The sequence below is a fragment of the Micromonospora sp. TSRI0369 genome, from assembly GCF_001905625.1.
GTDB classification, from domain to species: domain Bacteria; phylum Actinomycetota; class Actinomycetes; order Mycobacteriales; family Micromonosporaceae; genus Micromonospora; species Micromonospora echinospora_A.
This window is the reverse complement of record NZ_LIVU01000007.1, coordinates 44,933-66,812: the sequence shown is the minus strand read 5'-3', so window position 1 is coordinate 66,812 and position 21,880 is coordinate 44,933. Positions and strand designations below refer to the sequence as shown.

16 protein-coding genes and 1 pseudogene are annotated in these 21,880 nt (G+C 72.6%); 7 read left to right on the top strand and 10 right to left on the bottom strand.

Annotated elements, in window-relative coordinates:
- Positions 1-216 precede the first annotated feature (216 nt).
- Positions 217-2,184, top strand: a complete 1,968-nt coding sequence (locus AMK25_RS23515) for a penicillin-binding transpeptidase domain-containing protein (protein ID WP_073830564.1) — start codon at positions 217-219, stop codon at positions 2,182-2,184.
- Between the two features lie 10 nt (positions 2,185-2,194).
- Here AMK25_RS23515 and AMK25_RS23510 read toward each other — a convergent pair whose 3' ends face one another.
- The 3 genes from AMK25_RS23510 to AMK25_RS23500 all read right to left on the bottom strand — a co-directional run bounded on the left by AMK25_RS23510 (position 2,195) and on the right by AMK25_RS23500 (position 6,217).
- Complete coding sequence (locus AMK25_RS23510; RefSeq protein ID WP_073830563.1) at positions 2,195-3,373, bottom strand: arginase family protein; 1,179 nt, start codon at positions 3,371-3,373, stop codon at positions 2,195-2,197.
- Positions 3,374-3,431: 58 nt separating this feature from the next.
- Positions 3,432-4,349: a tetratricopeptide repeat protein gene (locus tag AMK25_RS23505; protein ID WP_073830562.1), complete on the bottom strand. Its 918-nt coding sequence runs from the start codon at positions 4,347-4,349 to the stop codon at positions 3,432-3,434.
- A 179-nt stretch (positions 4,350-4,528) separates the two neighbouring features.
- Positions 4,529-6,217 carry an acyl-CoA mutase large subunit family protein gene (locus tag AMK25_RS23500; RefSeq protein WP_073830560.1) on the bottom strand — a complete coding sequence of 563 codons (1,689 nt, stop codon included), beginning with the start codon at positions 6,215-6,217 and terminating at the stop codon, positions 4,529-4,531.
- Between the two features lie 319 nt (positions 6,218-6,536).
- Between AMK25_RS23500 and AMK25_RS23495 the strand changes: the two genes are divergently transcribed.
- The gene (locus AMK25_RS23495; RefSeq protein WP_073830559.1) at positions 6,537-6,905 is read left to right on the top strand and encodes a hypothetical protein; all 369 of its coding nucleotides are present in this window, start codon (positions 6,537-6,539) and stop codon (positions 6,903-6,905) included.
- Positions 6,906-6,908: 3 nt separating this feature from the next.
- Here the strand turns inward: AMK25_RS23495 and AMK25_RS23490 are convergent, their stop codons facing one another.
- Positions 6,909-8,552, bottom strand: a complete 1,644-nt coding sequence (locus AMK25_RS23490; RefSeq protein WP_073830558.1) for a PucR family transcriptional regulator — start codon at positions 8,550-8,552, stop codon at positions 6,909-6,911.
- A 106-nt stretch (positions 8,553-8,658) separates the two neighbouring features.
- On the opposite strand from AMK25_RS23490, the gene AMK25_RS23485 reads away from it, so the two are divergent.
- The 5 genes and pseudogenes from AMK25_RS23485 to AMK25_RS23465 all read left to right on the top strand — a co-directional run bounded on the left by AMK25_RS23485 (position 8,659) and on the right by AMK25_RS23465 (position 15,098).
- Complete coding sequence (locus AMK25_RS23485; RefSeq protein WP_073830557.1) at positions 8,659-10,191, top strand: CoA-acylating methylmalonate-semialdehyde dehydrogenase; 1,533 nt, start codon at positions 8,659-8,661, stop codon at positions 10,189-10,191.
- A 16-nt stretch (positions 10,192-10,207) separates the two neighbouring features.
- Positions 10,208-11,542 (top strand): annotated as a pseudogene (locus AMK25_RS23480) (aspartate aminotransferase family protein); the annotation flags it as partial.
- A 115-nt stretch (positions 11,543-11,657) separates the two neighbouring features.
- The gene (locus AMK25_RS23475; RefSeq protein ID WP_073830554.1) at positions 11,658-12,788 is read left to right on the top strand and encodes a thiamine pyrophosphate-dependent dehydrogenase E1 component subunit alpha; all 1,131 of its coding nucleotides are present in this window, start codon (positions 11,658-11,660) and stop codon (positions 12,786-12,788) included.
- 28 nt (positions 12,789-12,816) lie between these two features.
- Entirely contained in the window at positions 12,817-13,785 is a 969-nt protein-coding gene (locus tag AMK25_RS23470; protein ID WP_073830553.1) for an alpha-ketoacid dehydrogenase subunit beta, read from the top strand.
- Positions 13,786-13,799: 14 nt separating this feature from the next.
- A complete protein-coding gene (locus AMK25_RS23465) occupies positions 13,800-15,098 on the top strand; it encodes a dihydrolipoamide acetyltransferase family protein (RefSeq protein WP_073830551.1) in 1,299 nt (432 codons plus the stop codon).
- A 76-nt stretch (positions 15,099-15,174) separates the two neighbouring features.
- Here AMK25_RS23465 and AMK25_RS23460 read toward each other — a convergent pair whose 3' ends face one another.
- From AMK25_RS23460 to AMK25_RS23435, 6 genes are read right to left on the bottom strand one after another with little or no spacing between them, the layout of a single operon-like run.
- The gene (locus AMK25_RS23460; RefSeq protein ID WP_073830549.1) at positions 15,175-17,475 is read right to left on the bottom strand and encodes an arylsulfatase; all 2,301 of its coding nucleotides are present in this window, start codon (positions 17,473-17,475) and stop codon (positions 15,175-15,177) included.
- Positions 17,476-17,483: 8 nt separating this feature from the next.
- Positions 17,484-18,239 carry an SDR family NAD(P)-dependent oxidoreductase gene (locus tag AMK25_RS23455; RefSeq protein ID WP_073830548.1) on the bottom strand — a complete coding sequence of 252 codons (756 nt, stop codon included), beginning with the start codon at positions 18,237-18,239 and terminating at the stop codon, positions 17,484-17,486.
- Positions 18,236-19,060: an ATP-binding cassette domain-containing protein gene (locus AMK25_RS23450; protein ID WP_073830547.1), complete on the bottom strand. Its 825-nt coding sequence runs from the start codon at positions 19,058-19,060 to the stop codon at positions 18,236-18,238. The genes AMK25_RS23455 and AMK25_RS23450 overlap by 4 nt, the downstream gene beginning before the upstream one ends.
- Entirely contained in the window at positions 19,057-20,043 is a 987-nt protein-coding gene (locus tag AMK25_RS23445) for an ABC transporter ATP-binding protein (protein ID WP_241826461.1), read from the bottom strand. The genes AMK25_RS23450 and AMK25_RS23445 overlap by 4 nt, the downstream gene beginning before the upstream one ends.
- A 5-nt stretch (positions 20,044-20,048) precedes the next feature.
- The gene (locus tag AMK25_RS23440; protein WP_073830545.1) at positions 20,049-20,933 is read right to left on the bottom strand and encodes an ABC transporter permease; all 885 of its coding nucleotides are present in this window, start codon (positions 20,931-20,933) and stop codon (positions 20,049-20,051) included.
- Complete coding sequence (locus AMK25_RS23435; protein WP_073830544.1) at positions 20,930-21,874, bottom strand: ABC transporter permease; 945 nt, start codon at positions 21,872-21,874, stop codon at positions 20,930-20,932. Before AMK25_RS23435 ends, AMK25_RS23440 begins: the two co-directional genes overlap by 4 nt.
- Positions 21,875-21,880: the final 6 nt, after the last annotated feature.

Genomic DNA, 21,880 nt, shown 5'->3' with positions numbered 1-21,880 from the left:
CTCCCGCGGCGGACCACTGGCCGGACGTCCGGATCGGGACTCTGTCCTTTCACCCGTTGCGGGTCCGTGGTCGGCCGCCCGCGGAGTACCCCGACTGGCGATGTTCATCACACTGCCACAGAGGGCTTTCCGCGCTGCCGGAGGCCGTGGCGGGGCGGTGGCGAGCGCCGGGCCGTACTAGCGTGCAGGGCAGTTGAGCACCGGAGGGACTGCTTCATGCCCGTGTCGTACCCCGTCCGCCCCCGTCGCCACACCCGCCGTCGCCTCCTCGCAGGGCTGGCCGCCGTCCTGGTCACAGCGGGCGCGCTGACCGGATGCTCCGGGGACGACGGCCCGGAAACGGCCGTCGAGGCGTTCCTCGGCGGCTGGCGCTCCGGCGACCTGCAGGCCGTCGGCTTCATCCAGCCGACCGGCGGGCGGGTGCCGGCCGGCGAGGTGGCCAAGCAGCTCCAGGCGCTCGCCGGTGAGCTGGCCGCCAACCCGCCGGAGCTGACCCGCACCGGCGAGATCACCACCAAGGGCGACGTCGCCACCGCCCGGGTCAAGGTGAGCTGGGCGCTGCCCGGCGGCGCCCGCTGGGCCTACGAGAATCCGGTACGCCTCAAGCGCGGCGGCGACGACCAGTGGCAGGTGATCTGGGAACCGGCTGTGGTGCACGAGAAGCTGGAGGACGGCGACCGGATCGCGCTGCGGCGGGAGCCCGCGCAGCGCGCCGGTGTGCTGGACGCCGCCGGCCAGCCGATCGTCGCGCCGCGCCCGGTGGTCCGGGTCCAGGTCGTCCCCGGCGAGATCGACGACGTCCCGGGCCTGATCCGGAAGCTGGACACCGCGTTCAAGGCGATCCGCCCCACGCTCAGCCCGCCGGTCGACCTCGGCGACCTGCCCAAGCGGCTCAAGGAGGCCAAACCGGACGCGCGCGTCGATGTGGTGACGCTGCGCGACGAGGCGTACCGCCAGATCAAGCCGCGCATCTACGAGCTGCCCGGCACCCGGTTCACCTCGGAGCAGCTCCTGCTGGCGCCGACCCGCGAGTTCGCCCGGGCGCTGCTCGGCTCGGTCGACCAGGCCACCGCCGACGACCTCCAGGCCCACCCCGAGCGGTACGCGCGCGGCGACCTGGTCGGCCACGGCGGCCTCCAGGGGCGGTACGACGAGCGGCTGCGCGGCGTCACCGGCGTCACCGTGATCACCGAGCGGACCACGCCGGAGGGCAAGGTGGAGCCGACCGGCACGGAGCTGTTCCGCAACGACCCGAAGCCCGGTCAGCCGGTGAAGACCACCATCGACGTGGCCACCCAGAACGCGGCCGACGCCGCGCTGCGTGGGCAGACCCGCCGCTCCGCGCTGGTGGCGCTGCGGATCAGCGACGGCGCCGTGCTGGCCGCCGCGAACGGTCCCGGGGCGGCCGGCGAGAACCTCGCCTTCACCGCCCAGGTTCCGCCCGGCTCGACATTCAAGATGGTCAGCGCGCTCGGCCTGCTCGACCGGGGCGCGGTCACCCCGCAGACCACTGTGAACTGCCCGAAGACGGCGACGGTCGAGGGCCGCAGCTTCAAGAACTCGGACAATTTCGAGCTGGGCGCGGTGCCGTTCGCCACCGACTTCGCCAAGTCCTGCAACACCGCGTTCGTGGCGCTGGCGCCGAAGCTCGGCCCGGACGGGCTGGCGCAGGCCGGCCGCACGCTCGGCCTGGAGGCCGCGTGGGATCTCGGCGCGGACGCGTTCACCGGCAAGGTCTCCGCCAACGGCTCGGCCACCGAGCAGGCCGCCGCCGCGATCGGCCAGGGCACCACGCTGGTGAGCCCGCTGGCCATGGCGAGCGCCACCGCAGCCGTGGCCCGGGGCAAGTTCGAGCAGCCCAAGCTGCTGCTCGACCCGGCGCCGGCCAAGGCCGCGCCGGCCGGCGAGGCGCTCAAGCCGGAGTCGGTGGCGGCGCTGAAGTCGATGATGCGCGGGGTGGTCACCTCGGGCAGCGGCAGCGCGCTGGCGGACGTGCCGGGCGAGCCGGTGCACGGCAAGACCGGCACCGCGGAGTACGACAACAACCCGGCGAACACGCACGCCTGGTTCGTCGGGTGGCAGGGTGACGTGGCCTTCGCCGTCTTCGTCGAGCAGGGCGGGGCGGGCTCCAAGGTGGCGGCGCCGATCGCCGAGAAGTTCCTGCGCGGCCTGGCCGCGAGCTGAGGCGTACCGGTCAGGCGATGTCGATGCCGGAGCGGGCCGGGTCCGGCTCGTCTCCGGCGGGCGCCCGGCGCAGCAGGCCGGGCCCCAGCGGGTCGGTGCCGAGGTCGTCGACGGCGCCGTCGGAGGTCGGGTCGGGGCCGATCGGCTCCACCGCCACCGCCGGGGCCGGCACCGCTGCCGGGGCGGGCAGCGGCTCGGGCGCCGGCCGGCTTTCGGCGGCCCTGGGCGCGGGCGCGACCGGCCCGGCCGGCAGCAGCCGGGGCGGCACCGCTCCCGGCGCGACGACCGGGGCGAGCCCGGCCACCACCGTGTTGACGATCTCGGCCGCGTACGCCCCGTCCTGGTCGTAGTCGGGGTCGAAGACGGTCAGCTCGACGCCGAGGCAGTGCGGGGTGTCGACCAGCCCGGCCAGCAGGATCTCCAGCTCGGCGAAGGCGATGCCACCGGGGTCGGGCGCGTCCACGGCGGGCATCACCGCCGGGTCGAGCACGTCGACATCGATGTGCACCCAGTAGCCGGCGCAGTCGACGAGCTGCTCGTGCGCCCACTGAGCGGTACGGGCGGCGCCCTCGGCGCGCAGCGCCGGCACCGGCCGGGTGGTGATGCCGGCGGCCTGCAGGTCGAGGCGGTACTCGTCCTGCGCGCGGATGCCGAGCACCACCACGTCGATGTCCCGGAAGTAGGGCCGCCGCCCCTCGATGGCGGCCAGATCGGGCTGCCCCCGCCCGGTGACCAGCGCCAGATCCTCCCCGGCGGCCGCGCCGACGTAGGAGGCGTTGCCGGGGTGCCGGAAGTCGGAGTGGCCGTCGACGAAGACCAGGCCGATCCGCCCGCCGACCGCCTCGCCGAGACGGTGCATGGCCAGCCCGGAGCCGAGCAGCACCGAGCAGTCCCCGCCGAGCACCAGCGGGAACTCGCCCCGGTCGATGATCGCGCCGATCCGGTCGGCGAGCGCCAGCGAGTACGCGGAGATCTCCGGCGCGTGGCAGACGCCGTCGCCGGGCCGCCAGTCCCCCGGGTCGTACCGGGGCGGGGTCAGGCAGCCGGCGTCGCGGGCGCGCAGCCGGGCGAGCAGGCCGTGGTCGCGCAGCGCGCCCGGCGCCTTGCCGCATCCGGGCACGGAGCTGGCGGTGGGCGGGCGCAATCCGAGGTTCGTCGGCGCGTCGAGGACGGCGATCCGGCGCATCATGGGCTCCCGTCCTCGGAGGTCGGGCGGGCCGGCGGTGCGCCGGCCCGCGCGGGTTGACTCAGAACAGCGCGCTGGCCAGGGCGCGACGGGCGGACGCCACGGCGGGGTCGTCCGGGCCGGCGATGGTGAACAGGCCGAGCAGGTGCTGGCGTACCCGGTCCCGGTCGTCCCCGGCGGTGCGCCGCACCAGGCCGACGAGCCGCTTGTACGCCTGGTCGGCGAGGCCGCTGAGCACCTCGATGTCGGCGGCCAGCAGCTGGGCGTCCACGTCGTCCGGGGCGGCCGCCGCGGCGTCCAGCGCCGCCTGCGGGTCCGCGCCGGAGACCCGGCGGGCCAGCCCGACCTGCGCCAGGCCCGCCTCCGCCGCCGCGTCGGCCGGGGACTCGGCCAGGATCTTCCGGTACGCCGCCTCGGCGGCGTCGAGGTCGCCGCTCATCAGCGCGTCGTCGGCGGCGTCGAGACGCGGGTCCTCCGGCTCGGCCACCGTGACGCCACCGGCCTTGAGCACGGCCTGGAGCCACTGTCGCAACTGCGACTCCGGCACCGGGCCGGGGAAGGCGTCGATCGGGCGGCCGCCGACGATGGCGTACGTGGTGGGCAGCGCCTGGAGCTGGAACATCTGTGCGAGCCGCGGCTGCTGCTGCACGTCGACCCGGGCCAGCAGCCACGCTCCGCCGCCCTCGGCGGCCAGCTTCTCCAGCACCGGGGCGAACTGGTCGCTCTCCGGGTAGCCGGCGGCGCCGAAGAAGACCACAACCGGTGTGGTGAGCGAGCGTTCGAGCACCTCGGACTGGATGTTCGCCTCGGTCACGTCGATCACGGCGGCGGAGCCGGCGGGGCTGCCCGGCAGCCCGGCGGGTGTGCCGCCCGGAGACGGTGTGGCGGTGGAGGTGTCGGCAGGTGCGGGGGTGCGCAGCGCGCTGAGGTCGACCGCGCCGCGGGTGAAGATCGACGAGGTGATCCGTGGGTCGCTCATGGTTGTCTAGTCTCGCACGTACCCCACGGATCTCCGACCAGCCGCGACGGCGACAGTCACCACTCTCCCCCAGCTCAGCCCGCCCGTAAGGAAGGGCCCCTTGTTAACGCCTGCGGTAGAGGAAGGGCCCCTTGTTAACAGCTGCTGTTAACAAGGGGCCCTTCCTTACAAAGCGGGGGTCAGAAGCGGGCGGGCTCTCGGTAGACGCCCCACTCGGTGCGGAGGGCGTCGCAGATCTCGCCCAGGGTGGCCTCGGCGCGGGCCGCGTCGAGCATGGCGGGGATCATGTTCTCGCCGCTGCGGGCGGCCTCGACCATCCGCGCCACGGCGGCGGTGACGGCGGCGTCGTCGCGGGCGGACTTGCGCTCGGCGAGCACCCGGCGCTGCTCCAGTTCAACCTCGTGCGAGATGCGCAGGATCTCCAGGTCCTTGGACACGGTGCCGGTGTGGCAGTTGACGCCGACGATCTTCTTGTCGCCCTTCTCCAGCGCCTGCTGGTAGACGAACGCGGACTCGGCGATGTGCCCGGTGAACCAGCCGTCCTCGATGCCGCGCAGGATGCCGGAGGTCATCGGGCCGATGGTGTGCGGGCCCTCGCCGCCGAGCTGCTTGATCCGGGCGAAGATCTCCTCCGCCTCGGCCTCGATCCGGTCGGTGAGCGCCTCGACGTACCAGGCGCCGCCGAGCGGGTCGGCCACGTTCGTCACGCCGGTCTCCTCCATCAGCACCTGCTGGGTACGCAGGGCGATCTCGGCCGACTCGTCGGTGGGCAGGGCGAGCGTCTCGTCGAGGGCGTTCGTGTGCAGCGAGTTGGTGCCGCCGAGCACCGCGGCCAGGGCCTCCACGGCGGTACGCACCACGTTGTTGACCGGCTGCTGCGCGGTGAGCGACACCCCGGCGGTCTGCGTGTGGAACCGCAGCCACTGGGCCTTCTCGCTGGTGGCGCCGTAGACGTCGCGCAGCCAGCGGGCCCAGATGCGGCGGGCGGCGCGGAACTTGGCGATCTCCTCGAAGAAGTCCACATGGGAGTCGAAGAAGAAGCTCAGGCCCGGGGCGAACGTGTTCACGTCCAGCCCGCGCGACAGGCCCAGCTCGACGTACCCGAATCCGTCGGCCAGCGTGTACGCCAGCTCCTGCGCGGCGGTCGAGCCGGCCTCGCGGATGTGGTAGCCGGAGACCGACAGCGGCTTGTACCGCGGGATCTCCCGGGCGCAGTACTCCATCAGGTCGCCGATGAGGCGCAGGTGCGGCTCGGGGTCGAACAGCCACTCCTTCTGCGCGATGTACTCCTTGAAGATGTCCGTCTGGAGCGTTCCGTCCAGCGTGGACAGATCGGCGCCCTGCCGTTCGGCGGCGACCAGGTACATGCAGAAGACCGGTACGGCCGGCCCGGAGATGGTCATCGAGGTGGTCACGCCGGCCAGGTCGATGCCGTCGAACAGCACCTCCATGTCGGCGGCCGAGTCGACGGCGACGCCGCAGTGCCCGACCTCGCCGAGCGACTGCGGGTCGTCCGAGTCGCGGCCCATCAGCGTCGGCATGTCGAAGGCGACGGAGAGCCCGCCGCCACCGGCGCCGAGGATCATCTTGTACCGCTCGTTGGTCTGCCGGGCGTTGCCGAAGCCGGCGAACTGCCGGATGGTCCAGGTCCGCCCGCGGTAGCCGGTCGGGTGCAGGCCCCGGGTGTACGGGAACTCGCCCGGCCAGCCGATCCGGTCGAAGCCCGGGTACGCCGTGCCCTCCGGCGGGCCGTAGACCGGGTCGACGCTCATGCCGGACAGCGTGGTGAAGTCCGCGTCGCGCTTGCGGGCGGCGTCGTAGCGGGCCTGCCAGCGGGCCCGACCGGCGGCGATCTCGTCAGCGTCCATGCGCGGAGCTCCTTCTCAAGTCGTCGTCCCAAGCCCGAGTGTAGAGCGAGATCCTGAACGATCCTTAAGTGCATGCGTACCGGCCGGTAACCCGGCGCCGCCCGGCGCGAGCCCCACCACGATCGTCGATCCGCAGGTCAGGGCCCTGTCTCACGTGCCGGACGGCTTGCCGCCGGAGCCTCCCGGGCGGCGCAGGGACATGCCACACTCCCGCCGTGGGCATGCACATCGCGATCGGGCCGATTACCTAGGCGGCGTACGCCTTCCGCGTGCGTCGCCGGCCAAGCCACCCCTGTCGGCTCGACACTGTGAGGCCCCCATGACCACGTTCCCCATCACCCCCGACACCGTCGATCGCCAGCCGCCCGGCCCGGCCGCCCGGCCGCACGACGAGTCCCCCGCCGCCACGTGCACGATGGTGGTGCACCTCGGCCCCGGGCACTCCACCAGCGGCCTGCTCAAGGTGCTGTCCGTGCTGCACTCACGCCGGGTCGCGGTCTCACACGTCCAGTACGTGCAGTGCCCGAACCTGTCGGCGGTGATGATCGTGGAGTGCTCGCCCTCCGTGGCGTCGCTGGAGACGGTGCGCAAGAGCGTCGCGAACGCGGTGCCGGTGGTCAGCGTCAGCATGCACACCGCACCCACCCGCGACGCCGTCCGGCGCCCACGGGCGCGTCGCGGCAGGTGACCGTCAGCCCGCGGAACCGGAGACGCCGCCGCCGCGCATGACGTCCCGGGCGGTAAGCGCCACGTGCAGCGACAGGCGCCGCTCGCTCGAATCCAGGTCGACGCCGAGCACCCGTTCGATCAACTGCAACCGCTGGTACAGCGCGGACCGGGACAGCGACATCTCCTCCGCCGCGCGCCGCTTGTTGCGCCCCTCGACCAGGTACGCCTCCAGCAGGGCCACGTGGTTCGTGCCGTGCCGCTCGTCGTAGGAGAGCAGCGGGCCCAGCTCGCGCTCGACGAACGTCTGCAGGCGCACGTCGTCGCGCAGCAGGTACAGCAGGCCCCGGAGGCGGACGTCGAGGAGCCGGTAGAAGGGCCGGGGCTCGGCGGTGTGCGCCGTGGCGTCGGCCACCTGCGCCGCCTCGACCAGCGAACGCCGTGCCAGGTCCAGCGAGCTGACCACCGAACCGGCGGCGACCACGACGTCCGACCCGGCCCGCAGGCCCGCCCGGGTGAGCGCGGTGGACAGGCCGAGCAACGCGGCCTCGTCGGACTCGACGTCGGTGAGGGCGACGAGCACTGTGACCTCCGCGCCACCGAGCCCGTCGACGTCACCGGCCAGCGCCGCCAGCCCGCAGTCGCGCACCGCCGCCTCCACCGCGTCCAGCAGTTCCCGGCGGCGCGCGTTCATCTCGACGCCGGGGCCCAGGCCCGGCCGGCGCCTGCGTACCACCACCCCGAGCAGCCGCCGCTGCTCCAGCGCCACACCGAGCCCGCGCGCCCGCAGCGCCACGTCCCGGGTGGGCGCCGAGTGGTTGACGATGCTCCACAGCAGGCTGCTGCGCGCCTGCCGTTCGACAGAAGAGTCGTCCCGCGCGACGAGCTGGTTCAGCGCGATGGTGGACGCGGCGCGCTCCAGCAGGACGCTCGTCCGGGCCGGCGGCTCCTGGTCGCACAGCAGCACCAGCCGCCCCCACCTGTTGCCCCGGGCCTCCACGCCGGTCACCAGCCAGCCCGAACGCGGCTCGTAGCCGGTGCCGGACGGGACCTCGACCGCGCGCGAACGGGTCTCCCAGCGGTCGAGCAGCTCCTCGGCCGACAGCGGGCCGGTCTCGTACGCCAGCACCTGGTGGGAGAGGTTCTCCAGCACCGCGGGACGCCGGGACAGGCGGGTGACCTCACGGAGCACCTGCCGGGGCTCCGCGCCCTCCACCGACAGCTCGGTGAAGATGCGGTGGATCTCGTCCTTCGCGAGCAGGTCGGCCGTCTGCTCCTCGACGATCACCGAGTGGACCACCTCGGTCACCGCCACGAACCGCATCTCCCGCTGGAGCGCGACGAGCGGCAGGTTCCGGCTGCGGGCCTGCTCGACGAGCGCGGCCGGCAGCGTCCCGCCGAACCGGCGGCCCAGCTCGACCACGACCCCGGCCGCGCCGACCGCTGCCAGGCCGTCGATCCACCGGCGCAGCCCGTCGTCGTCCGGCGGCAGGCCGATACCCGTGGTCAGCACCAGCTCCCCACCCCGGAGCAGGTCGGCGATCTCCGGGATCTCGGCGACGTGCACCCAACGCACCGGAGCGTCCAGACGGTCCCGCCCGGCCATGACACGCGGCCCGGCCTGCTGCAACGCCGGCAGTTCGAGCACGTCACGAACCGTCATCGGCATCAGACCGTCTCCCTCCTCGCTCCGGCGCACAGTATGTGTGCTTCTCCAGGGCGGGAACGACACAGTGCCCATTGCCCGGGCCTGGGGAAGCGCAGATGATCCCGGCATGACCCAGACAGCACCCGGCACCGCGCCCACTCCCGTTCCGCTGGAGCGGGTGACCCACTGGATCGACGGCAAGCCGTTCGCCGGCGTCACCGAGCGTACGGCCCCAGTCTACGATCCGGCACTGGGTACGGTCCGGACGGAGGTGCCGCTGGCCTCCGTCGACGAGGTGGACCAGGCCGTCGCCTCCGCCGCCGCCGCGTTCGCCTCCTGGCGTAACTCGTCGCTGACCAAGCGCACCCAGGTGCTGTTCGCGTTCCGGGAGCTGGTGAACCAGCACAAGCAGGAACTGGCCGAGCTGATCACGGCCGAGCACGGCAAGGTCGTCTCGGACGCCCTGGGCGAGGTCACCCGCGGTCTGGAGGTCGTGGAGTTCGCCTGCGGCATCCCGCACCTGCTCAAGGGCGGCCACTCCGAGGGCGTGTCCACGAACGTCGACGTCTACTCCATCCGGCAGCCGGTCGGCGTGTGCGCCGTCATCTCCCCGTTCAACTTCCCGGTGATGGTCCCGATGTGGTTCGTGCCCATCGCCATCGCGGCCGGCAACACCGTCGTGCTCAAGCCCAGCGAGAAGGACCCGTCCGCGTCGCTGCTCGTCGCCCGGCTCTGGGAGCAGGCCGGCCTGCCCGCCGGCGTGTTCAACGTGGTGCACGGCGACAAGGTGGCTGTCGACCGGCTGCTGGAGCACCCCGAGGTCAAGGCGGTGTCGTTCGTCGGCTCCACCCCGATCGCCCGGTACGTGTACGAGACCGGCACCCGCAACGGCAAGCGCGTACAGGCCCTCGGCGGCGCGAAGAACCACATGGTGGTGCTGCCGGACGCCGACCTCGACCTGGCCGCCGACGCGGCGGTCAACGCCGGGTTCGGCTCGGCCGGCGAGCGGTGCATGGCGATCTCCGCCCTGGTGGTCGTCGAGCCCGTCGCCGACGACCTGGTGTCGCGCATCCGCGAGCGCATTGCCGGCCTGAAGATCGGTGACGGCCGCCGCTCCTGCGACATGGGGCCGCTCGTCACCAGGGAGCACCGCGACCGGGTCGCGTCGTACCTCGACGCGGGCGTCGAGGCGGGCGCCGAGCTGGTGGTGGACGGCCGGCAGGTGCAGGTCGACGGCGACGAGTCCGGGTTCTGGCTCGGGCCGAGCCTGCTGGACCGGGTCTCGCCGGAGATGAGCGTCTACACCGACGAGATCTTCGGGCCGGTGCTGTCGGTGGTGCGGGTCGGCAGCTACGACGAGGCGCTCAAGCTGGTGAACTCCAACCCCTACGGCAACGGGACCGCCATCTTCACCAACGACGGCGGCGCGGCCCGCCGCTACCAGAACGAGGTCGAGGTCGGCATGGTCGGCATCAACGTGCCGATCCCGGTGCCGATGGCCTACTACTCGTTCGGCGGCTGGAAGGACAGCCTCTTCGGCGACTCCCACGCCCACGGCGCCGAGGGCGTGCACTTCTTCACCCGCGGCAAGGTGGTCACCTCCCGCTGGCTCGACCCCAGCCACGGCGGGATCAACCTCGGCTTCCCCGAGAACGACTGAGCAGCGGAGAGAGGCCACCATGAGCACCAGCGCACGCCGCACCTACGAACTCGACCGCGCCCACGTCTTCCACTCCTGGTCCGCCCAGTCCCTGCTCGACCCGATGGTGGTCGAGCGCGCCGAGGGCTCGTACTTCTGGGACGGCGACGGGAACCGCTACCTGGACTTCTCCTCCCAGCTCGTCAACACCAACATCGGCCACCAGCACCCGGCGGTGGTAGCGGCGATCCAGGAGCAGGCCGCCAAGCTGTGCACCATCGCGCCGTCGTACGCCAACGACGCCCGCAGCGAGGCGGCCCGGCTGATCGCCGAGCGGACGCCGGCGGGCCTGGAGAAGGTGTTCTTCACGAACGGCGGCGCGGACGCGATCGAGCACGCCGTCCGGATGGCCCGGCTGCACACCGGCCGGCCCAAGGTGCTGTCCCAGTACCGCAGTTACCACGGCGGCACCCAGACCGCGGTGAACCTCACCGGCGACCCGCGTCGCTGGCCCAGCGACAACGGCACCGCCGGGGTCGTGCACTTCTTCGGCCCGTTCCTGTACCGGTCGGAGTTCGGCGCCACGACCGAGGAGGAGGAGAGCCGGCTCGCGCTGCGCCACCTCGAACGCGTGGTGGAGATGGAGGGACCGTCCACCATCGCCGCGATCGTGCTGGAGACCGTGCCGGGCACCGCCGGCATCATGCCGCCGCCGCCGGGCTTCCTGGCCGGCGTACGCGAGCTGTGCGACAGGTACGGCATCCTCTACATCGCCGACGAGGTGATGGCGGGGTTCGGGCGTACCGGCGCCTGGTTCGCCATTGACCACTACGGCGTGACGCCCGACCTGATCACCTTCGCCAAGGGCGTGAACTCCGGTTACGTCCCGCTCGGCGGTGTGGTGATCGCCGACCGCGTCGCCGAGACGTTCGCCACCCGCCCCTACCCCGGCGGGCTGACGTACTCCGGCCACCCGCTGGCGACCGCCGCCGCCGTCGCGACCATCAACGCGATGCGGGACGAGGGCATCGTCGAGAACGCCGCCCGGATCGGCGAGGACGTGCTCGGCCCGGGGCTGCGGGAGATCGCCGAGCGGCACCCGAGCGTCGGGGACGTACGCGGGCTCGGCGTCTTCTGGGCACTGGAACTGGTCCGCGACCGCGAGACCCGGGAACCGCTGGCGCCGTACGGGGCCTCGTCGCCGGAGATGAACGACGTGCTGGCCGAGTGCAAGCGCAACGGCCTGGTCGTGTTCGCCAACTTCAACCGGATCCACGTGGTGCCGCCCTGCACCGTGTCGGAGACGGAGGCCAAGGCGGGACTGGCGGTCCTCGACGAGGCGCTGACACTCGCCGACCGGCACACGGTCTAGACGTACGCCCATCACCGCCCGCCGGGTCCACCCCGGCGGGCGGTCCCATATCCGAGATCCGCGAGACGGCCGGCGACCCCGGCGACGCGGAGACCCCGCACCCAGAAGGTGACGAATGACTACCGTAGATCTCGCCGACCCACCGGTCACCAACCCCTTCACCGGCACCACCGACCTTCCGCGCGCCGCCGAGGGCTGGACCCAGCTCGTCACCCCGGACGGACGCCTGCACCCGGACGTGGACGTCGACCGCGACGCCCTCGGCCGCCTCACCCGCGACCTGTACCGGGGGATGCGGCTCGCCCGCCGCCTCGACGACGAGGCGTTCGCGTTGCAGCGGCAGGGCGAGCTGGGCCTGTGGCTGCAGTGCCGCGGACAGGAGGCCGCACAGGTCGGCTCCGTCGCGGCGGTACGCGCCGACGACTACGTCTTCCCGAGCTACCGCGAGCACGCCGCGGCGCTGTGGCGCGGTATCGGCCCGGCCGACCTGCTCCGGCAGTGGCGCGGCGTCGCACACAGCGGCTGGGACCCGGAGCCGTACTCGTTCCACATCTACACGCTGGTGCTGGCGGCCCAGATGCTGCACGCCACCGGGTACGCCCTCGGCGTGCAGCGCGACGGCAGCGACATGGTCGTCGTGACGTACTTCGGGGACGGCGCCGCCAGCGAGGGCGACGCGAGCGAGGCCATGAACATCGCCGCCGTCAACAACGCCCCGATGGTGTTCTTCTGCCAGAACAACCAGTGGGCGATCTCGACGCCGACGGCGTCGCAGACCCGCACGCCGATCCACCGCCGCGGCGCCGGATTCGGCCTGCGCAGCGAATGGGTCGACGGCAACGACGTGCTCGCGGTGTACGCGGTGACGTCCGCGGTGACCGAGCACGCCCGCGCCGGCGCCGGCCCCGCGATCGTCGAGGCCACCACGTACCGGATGGGCGGGCACAGCACGTCGGACGACCCGACCCGGTACCGCACCGACGACGAGCTGCAGGCGTGGCGGGCGCGGGACCCGCTGGCCAGGGTCGAGGCGCTGATGCGCGCCGAGGGCTGGAGCGACGAGGCGTACCTCGGCCAGATCCAGGCCGAGGCGGACGAACTCGCCGACCGGACCCGCCGGGAGTGCCTGGCCCTGACAGCGCCGGACCTCGCGGACGCCTTCGCCACGGTGCTGTCCGACGTGCCCCAGCTTCTGCGGGAGGAGCGCGACGCGTTCGTCGCCTACCGCGCCTCCTTCCTCGACTGACGCCCGCCCCGATCGGAGAACTCGTTTCATGCTCACTCTCTGTCAGGCACTGAACAGCGGTCTGCGCCGCGCCATGGAGGACGACGACAAGGTCCTCCTGATGGGCGAGGATGTCGGCCGCCTCGGCGGCGTCTTCCGGGTCACCGACGGTCTCCAGAAGGACTTCGGCGAGGCCCGGGTGGTGGACACGACCCTCGCCGAGTCCGGGATCATCGGCACCGCCATCGGCCTGGCGCTGCGCGGGTACCGCCCGGTCTGCGAGATCCAGTTCGACGGCTTCGTCTACCCCGCGTTCAACCAGATCGTCTCGCAGCTGGCCAAGATGCGGGCCCGGACCGGCGGCCGTACCGCCCTGCCGGTGGTCGTGCGCATTCCGGTCGGCGGCGGCATCGGGGCGGTGGAGCACCACAGCGAGTCGAACGAGGCGTACTTCGCGCACACCGCCGGGCTGCGGGTCGTCTACTGCGCCAGCCCGGACGACGCGCACTGGATGATCCGGCAGGCCGTCGCCGGTGACGACCCGGTGATCTTCTACGAGCCGAAGCGCCGGTACTGGGTGAAGGGCGAGGTGACACCCGCCGGGCCGCCGCTGCCGCTGGACCGCGCCCGGGTCGTGCGCCCCGGCGCCGACGTGACGCTGCTGACGTACGGGGGCACCGTCGCCACCTGCGTCGCCGCCGCCGAGGCCGCCGCACAGGAGGGACGTGACATCGAGGTGATCGACCTGCGGTCCATCTCCCCGCTCGACGTGGCGACGGTCGAGGAGTCGGTCCGCCGTACCGGGCGGGCGGTGGTGGTCCACGAGGCCCCCACGTTCGCCGGATTCGGCGCCGAGGTCGTCGCGCAGGTGACGAGCCGGTGCTTCTACTCGCTGGAGGCGCCGGTCGAGCGGGTCGGCGGCTTCAACCTGCCGTACCCGCCCGCCAAGGTCGAGGAGGAGTACCTGCCCGACCTGGACCGGATCCTCGACGCCGTCGACCGCGTCCTCGCCGCCTGAAGGGAGAGGTATCCATGACCGTTCAGCAGTTCCGCCTTCCCGACGTCGGCGAAGGGCTCACCGAGGCCGAGATCGTCACCTGGCGGGTGGCACCGGGCGACCCGGTCCGCCTCAACGACATCCTGGTGGACATCGAGACCGCCAAGGCTGTCGTCGAGCTGCCCAGCCCGTACGCCGGTGTGGTGGACCGCCTCCTCGCCGAGGAGGGCCAGACCGTCGACGTCGGTTCGCCGATCATCGCGATCCGGGTGGCGGGCGACGGCCCGGCGGCCACGCCCGCCGACGAGCCCGCCGCCGAGCCGCCGACCGGAGACGAACCGACCGCCGACGAGCCGGCGGCGGAGCGTACCGCGGTGCTCGTGGGCTACGGGGTGTCCGCCCAGGCGCGGACCCGCCGGCCACGCCGCGCCACGCCGTCCGTCCGCCCGGCCGAGCCGGTCCGCTGGCCGCACACGTCCCGGCCGCCGGTGCTCACCAAGCCGCCGCTGCGCAAGCTCGCGAAGGACCTCGGTGTGGAACTGGCCGACGTGCGCGGCAGCGGTCCCGGCGGTCTCATCACGCGCCAGGACCTGCTCGACCACACCACCGTCCGGACGCCGGCGGCCGACCACCGGAGCGACGAGCGCCTGCCCGTACGCGGAGTGCGCAAGGCGACGGCGGCCGCCATGGTCGCCAGCGCGTTCACCGCGCCGCACGTCACGGAGTTCCTCACCGTCGACATGACCGGCACCGTCGAGTTCGTGGACCGGCTGAAGCAGGACCCGTCCTTCCAGGGCGTGAAGGTCAGCCCGCTACTCGTGGCGTCGCTCGCAGTGCTGGACGCGATCCGCCGGTACCCCGACGTCAACGCCCGGTGGGACGAGGAGAACCAGGAGATCGTCCGGTTCGCCGACGTCAACCTCGGTATCGCCGCCGCGACGCCGCGCGGCCTGCTGGTGCCGAACGTCAAGGCCGCGCAGACCCTGGCCGTACGGGATCTCGCGGTCGCCCTGAACGAGCTGGCGGGCACCGCGCGGGAGGGCCGCACCCGTCCCGCCGACCTGTCCGGCGGCACCATCACCATCACCAACATCGGTGTGTTCGGAGTGGACGCCGGCACCCCGATCCTCAACCCCGGTGAGGCGGCGATCCTCTGCCTCGGCGCGCTGCGCCGCATGCCGTGGGTCGTCGACGAGCAGGTCGTTCCCCGATGGACGGTGCAGTTGTCGCTGTCCTTCGACCACCGGCTCGTGGACGGGGAACTGGGCAGCCGGGTGCTCGCCCACGTCGGGCGGTTCCTGGAGGACCCGCTGTGGGGCCTGGCCCTGCGCTGAGGCCCCCGGTAGACAGACGGCGCGTGGACGGACAACGAGGTCCGTCCACGCGCCGTCGCCGTACGCGCCGCGCGCGTCAGTCCACGACTTCGAACCCGACTCCGGCCGACGGCCGCGGCGCGACGTCGTCCGCCGCCACGATGGGCTCGCCGACCTCCTCGGACGCGGCGAGCCGGAACCGCACGTACTCCAGCTCGCCGGAGAACTCGTGCCGGGCCGGGTAGCTCGGCGACACCGGCGAGTGGATGCTGCGCCCGACGTCCATGCCCGCGAACCCGTGGAAGAACGGCAGCAGCTGCGGGAACAGCGCCTCGCCCGCCGCCTCGCCGTCCACGTACAGCCGGCCGACGCCCTGGCAGTCGGCGGTCTTCGTCAGCTCGAAGGTCAGCTCCACCGGGCCCAGCGGCAGCTCGCCCTCGGACCGCAGCACGTGATGGGTACCGAGGTGGTTGTACTCGTACACCAGGCGGTTGTCCTTGATATGCAGCACGTACCCGCCGCTGACGTTGCCGAGCACCACGATCACGCCGCCCTGCGCCGCGTCGCTGCGGCGCACCCGCGCGGTGATGGCGTGCGAGCGGTTCATCGTCGGCGGCACCGCCGCGCCGGAGACCGTCGGTACGCCCGCCAGGTAGGTGAAGACCAGCCGGTCCCGCACCGACCCGGGGCGTGGCACCCGGGCCCGGATCGCGAATCCCCTGTCGTCCAGCGGCAGCACGTCGTAGCGGGCCGCCTCGATCCAGAACTCCTCGATGAGACGCCGCAGCACCTCCGGGTGCTCGGCGGCGAGGTCCCGGCTCTCGGTCGGGTCCTCGTCGATCCGGTACAGCTCCCAGCGGTCCTCGTCCCACGAGGTGCCGCGCTCGTGGAACGCGACAGCCTTCCAGCCCTGGTGGTAGATGCCACGGTGGCCGAACATCTCGAAGTACTGGCGGTCGCGCGACGGCGGCGCCGCCGGATCGCGCAGCCCGTCGCGGAAGCTGCGGCCGTGCAGCGGCATCTGCGGTACGCCCCGGCGCACCGCGGGCGGCCGCACCCCGACGAGGTCGAGCACCGTCGCGGTGACGTCGATGCTGTGCTGGAACTGCGTCCGCACTCCCCCGCCGGGCACGTCACCGGCCGGCCAGCTCAGCACGAACGGCACCCGGACCCCGCCCTCGTGGGTGTGCTGCTTGTAGCGGCGGAACGGGGTGTTGCTGACCTGCGCCCAGCCCAGCGGGTAGTTGCTCTGCGCCCGCGGGCCGCCGATCTCGTCGATCCGGTCCAGGCTGTCCTGGAGGTTCTCCGGCACCCGGTTCTGGAAGGCGGTGGGGTTGAGCGTGCCGAGCGGCGTGCCCTCGGGGCTCGCCCCGTTGTCCGACATGACCACGAAGATCGTGTTGTCGAGGCGGCCGATCCGCTCCAGGAAGTCGACCAGGCGCCCGAGCTGGGCGTCGGTGTGGTCGACCATCGCCGCGTACGCCTCCTGCATCCGGGCGAACAGGCGCCGCTGCTCCGGCGGCACGTCGTCCCACGGCACGACGCCGGGGTTGTGCGGTGGCAGCGGCGCGTCCGGCGGGACGATGCCCAGCCCGATCTGCCGCCGGTGCCGGTCCGCGCGGATGACGTCCCAGCCCCTGTCGTAGCGGCCCCGGTACTTCGCCAGGTACTCCGGCGGCGCCTGGTGCGGCGCGTGCGCGGCGGCGTACGCCAGATAGAGGAAGAACGGCTTCTCCGGCGTGAACGAGGTCTGGTCCCGGACGAACCCGATGGCCCGGTCGGTCAGGTCCTCGGTGAGGTGGTAGCCCTCCTCCGGGGTGGCCGGCGGGTCCACCTGGTGGTTGTCGTAGACCAGCTCCGGATAGAAGTTGTCGGTCTCGGCCTCCAGGAAGCCGTAGTACCGCTCGAAGCCGCGGCCCAGCGGCCACTGGTCGTACGGCCCGGACGGCGTGGTGTGCTCCAGCGGCGCGACGTGCCACTTGCCGACCGCCATGGTGTTGAAGCCGGCGTCGGCGAGCATCTCCGCGACGGTGGCGGCGGCGTGGGTGATCCGGCCCCGTCCACTGGGGAAGCCGCTGTCGAAGTTGGACAGCATGCGCATGCCGACGCTGTGGTGGTTGCGGCCGGTGAGCACGCTGGCCCGGGTCGGCGAGCACAGCGGCGAGGTGTGGAAATTGGTGTACCGCAGGCCGGACGCCGCCAGCCGGTCGATCGTCGGGGTGTCGATCTCGGCGCCGAAGCAGCCGAAGTCGGCGAACCCGACGTCGTCCAGCAGCACGTACACCACGTTCGGGGTGCCCGCGGCGGCCGACGGCGGCGCGCTCCAGTGCTCCGTCGACTCGTGGTAGGTGCGTCCGATCGTGCCCTCGTACGGGGGGTCCGCCAGCGAACTGGTCACGGTACGCCTCAGCCGGCCGTCGTGCCGCCGTCGAGGACGAGCGTGTGGCCCGTCACCATCCGCGCCTCGTCGCTGGCGAGGAACACCACCGCGTCGGCGGAGTCGCGCGGCGTCGCCATGCGGCCCAGCGGGATCGACGCGCGGAAGTTCTCCCGGGCGCTGTCCGGCACGTCGCCCATGCCGCCGAGGAACGCCGAGAGCATCGGCGTCTCGGTCGCCGCCGGGGCGATCGCGTTGACCCGGATGCCGTGCGGCGCCAGTTCCAGCGCCAGCGCCTTCATCAGGCCGATGACGCCGTGCTTGGCGGCGGTGTACGGCGCGTACCGGGGGCGGGCGATGACGGCCTGAAGGGACGCGGTGAACACGATCGAGCCGCCGCCGGCCTCGATCAGCGCGGGCGCGGCGGCCTGCGCGGTCCAGAACGCGCCCTTGAGGTTGACGTCGATCACGCGGTCCAGCGTCGCCTGGTCCACCTCGTCCAGCGGGCCGGTGAACGGCGTACCCGCGTTGGCGTGCATGAGGTCGAGCCGCCCGAACCGCTCGACGGCGGTCTCGACGGCGGCGCGGCAGTCCTCGGCCCGGGTGACGTCGCAGGCCACGCCGACGACGGCGGACCCGAAGCCGGCGGCCGCCTCGGCGGCGCGGTCGCCGTCGAGGTCGGCGATGACGACGCGCGCGCCCTCCTCGACGAGCCGGCCGACGGTCGCCAGTCCGATGCCGCTGGCGCCTCCGGTGACGACGGCGACGCGGTCAACCAACCTCATGTGCTGCTCCTGTTGAATCGGTCCAGGAGGTCGCCGCTCAGGGTGGGCACCGCGGACAGCAGCCTCTGGGTGTAGGGGTGCTGGGGGTCGGAGTAGATCGATTCGGTGTCACCCGTCTCGACGATCCGGCCCTGGTTCATCACCGCGATCCGGTCGCAGAGATACCGGACCACGGACAGGTCGTGGGAGACCAGGATCAGGGTCAGCTTGAACTGCTCGGCCAGGTCGGTGAGCAGGTTGAGGATCTGCGCGCGCACCGACACGTCGAGCGCGCTGACCGGCTCGTCCCCCACGATGACCTTCGGCCCGGCCGCGAGGGCGCGGGCGATCGCGATGCGCTGCCGCTGGCCGCCGGAGAACTGGTGCGGGTAGCGGGTCACCGCCTCCTCGGGCAGGCCGACGGAGTGCATCAGCTCGGCCACGCGGGCCCGGTGGTCGCCCGGCAGACGCAGGGCACGCATCGGCTCCGCGATGATGTCCGCGACGCGCATCCGCGGGTTCAGCGACGACATCGGGTCCTGGAGCACCATCTGCACGTCGCGCCGCAGGAACGCGAGCTTCCGCTCCGGTACGCCACTGATCCGCTGCCCCTGGTAGAACGCGGTGCCGGAGGTCGGCTGGTCGAGGGCCATGAGGATGCGCGACAGCGTGGACTTGCCGGAGCCGCTCTCCCCCACGATCCCGAACGCCTCGCCCTCGTGGACCTGCACGCTCACGCCGTCGAGCGCGCGGATCGGCTGGCCCGGCGTACGCAGCGACCGCCGCGGGGCGCGGTACTCGCGCACCACGTCGACGGCTTCCAGCAACGGGGTCGTGGTCATGCGCTGGCCTTCCCGCTTCCTAAGGGCTGGTCGCTCTCGATCGGGTGGTGGCAGGCCGCCCGCTGGGTGCTGCCGGGCGGCGCCGTCAGCAGCGGCACCGTGCCGCAGGCGTCGTCGGCGCGCGGGCACCGGTTGCGGTACACGCATCCGGTGGGGAACGACCCGAGCGACGGGACGCGGCCCGCGATGGTGGACAGCCGACCGCTCCCGTCGGTGCTCTCCAGCACCGTGGACGCCCGCAGGCCCGCCGTGTACGGATGCCGGGGCGAGTCGAACACCGTGGCCACGTCGCCGTGCTCGACGATCGAGCCGCCGTACATGACGAGCAGTTCCTCGCAGATGCTGGCGACGACGGGCAGGTCGTGCGTGATGAGCAGCAGCGACGCGCCCTCCTCGCGCACCAGCGTGTCCATCAGCCGCAGCATCTCCGCCTGCACCGTGACGTCCAGCGCCGTGGTCGGCTCGTCCGCCACCAGCACGGCCGGGTCGCACGCCAGCGCGATGGCGAGCACGACGCGCTGACGCTGGCCGCCGGAGAGCTGGTGCGGGTACTTGCGCGCGGTCCGGTCGGGCTCGGGCAGCTGGACCCGTTCGAGCAGTTCGACGGCGCGGGCGGAGGCCGCCGCCCGGCTCATCCCCTTGTGCAGCCGCAGCGACTCGGCGACCTGGTTGCCGACCCGCATCAGCGGGTTCAGCGCCGTCATCGGCTCCTGGAACACCATGGCGATGTCGTTGCCGCGGACCGCGCACATCTGCTTGTCGGACAGGTCGAGCAGGTTCCGGCCGTTGAGCAGCACCCGCCCGGACGCCGTCACGCCGTGCGGCAGCAGGCCCATCAGGGCGAGCGCGGTCAGCGACTTGCCGCAGCCGGACTCGCCGATGAGCCCCATCCGGCGGCCCCGCCCGATCTCGAACGAGACGCCCTTGACGGCCTGGATGTCGTGGACCTTGACGACGAGGTCCTCCACCACGAGCCCGCTCACGCCGGTCACCGTCCTCTCAGCCGCGGGTCGAGGGCGTCGCGCAGCCCGTCGCCCATGAGGTTGAAACCGAGCACCGACAGGGCGATGGCCAGACCGGGCCAGACGGCGAGCATCGGCTGCACGACGAAGTAGTTCTGGGCCTCCTGGAGCATCCGGCCCCAGGTGGGAGTCGGCGGCGGGGTGCCGTACCCGAGGTAGGACAGCGCCGCCTCCGCGAGCACCGCGTGCGCGAACGACACCGACGCCTGGACGATCAGCAGGGCCGCGATGTTGGGCAGCACGTACCGCACCATGAGCACCACGCCCCGGCGGCCGTAGCTGCGCGCGGCCAGCACGAAGTCGCTCTGCAGCACCTGCATCGCGCCCGCCCGGGTGAGGCGGCCGAACACCGGGACGTTGGCGACGCCGATCGCGATCATGCCGGTGAGCGTGGAGGCGCCGAAGCCCGCCGCCAGGATGATCGCCAGCAGGATGGCCGGGAAGGCGAAGACGATGTCCAGCGCCCGCATCACCGGCTCGCTGAGCCAGCGATGGCCGGTGGCGGCGAGCAGACCCAGCGGTACGCCGACCGCCGCGGCGATCGCGACGGCGACCACACCGACGAACAGTGTGGTCCGCGCGCCGACGAGCAGCTGGCTGACGATGTCCCGGCCGAAGTGGTCGGTGCCGAGCCAGTGCTCGCCGCCCGGGGAGAGCAACGTCTGCGACGGGTCGACCCGGGTGGGGTCGTACGGCGTCCAGAGGAACGACACCAGCGCGGTGAGCACGACCAGGCCCACCAGGCCGGCGCCGATCACCAGCGTGAGGTTCCAGCGGCGGCGCGGCTTGACGGGGCCGGCCGCGACGACGTCGGCGGTGGCGTCCGGTGGGGCGTCGGCGACTGATGTCATGCCTTGCTCCTCAGCCTGGGGTCGACCGCGTGGTAGACCACGTCGACGACGAAGTTGATCAGAAGCACCGCGGCCGTCAGCACCATCACCGTGCCCTGCACCTTCAGCAGGTCGCGGTTGCCGACGTCCTGCAGCAGCATCCGGCCGAGACCGGGCAGGCCGAAGACGTTCTCGATCACGACGGTGCCGATGAGCAGCGTCGCCAGTTGCAGACCGAGGACGGTGATGACCGGGATGGCCGCGTTGCGCAGCGCGTGCCGGGTCAGCGCCTGCGAGCGGCTGAGACCCTTGGCCCGCGCGGTCTGGATGAAGTCCTCCTGCATGACCTCGACCACCGCGGACCGGACATAGCGCATCAGGATCGCGCCCTGCGCCACGCCGAGGACCAGCGCCGGCATCAGCAGGGCCCGCACGGCGCCGCCGAAGTCGTCCCACCCGGTGAACCCGCCGGCGGGCAGCCACTGCAGCTTCACCGCGAACACGGTGATAAGCAGGATGCCGAGCCAGAACGACGGAACGGCGATGCCGACCTGGCTCAGCGCCGACAGCGCCGTCCCGATCGCGGTGCGGCTCTTCACCGCGGCGAGGATGCCCAGCGGTACGGCGATGAGCAGCGCCAGCGTCATCCCGGCCAGGATGAGCGGCACGGTGACGCCGAGCTTGTCGGAGATCTCCGAGCCGACCGACACCCCGCTGAGCGGCGAGATCCCGAAGTCACCGCGGATCAGGCCGCCGGCCCACTCCATGTACCGCTCGGTGAACGGCCGGTTCGTCCCGAACTGCTCCCGCAGCGCCTCCAGCGCCTCCGGGGTGGCGTTGACGCCGAGCATCGCCTGCGCCTGGTCGCCCGGCAGCAGCGACAGCATCGTGAAGACGAGAATCGACGCGGCGAACAGCGACACCGCGAGGATGGCCAGCCGCCGGACGAAGTAGATCACCATGCGTGT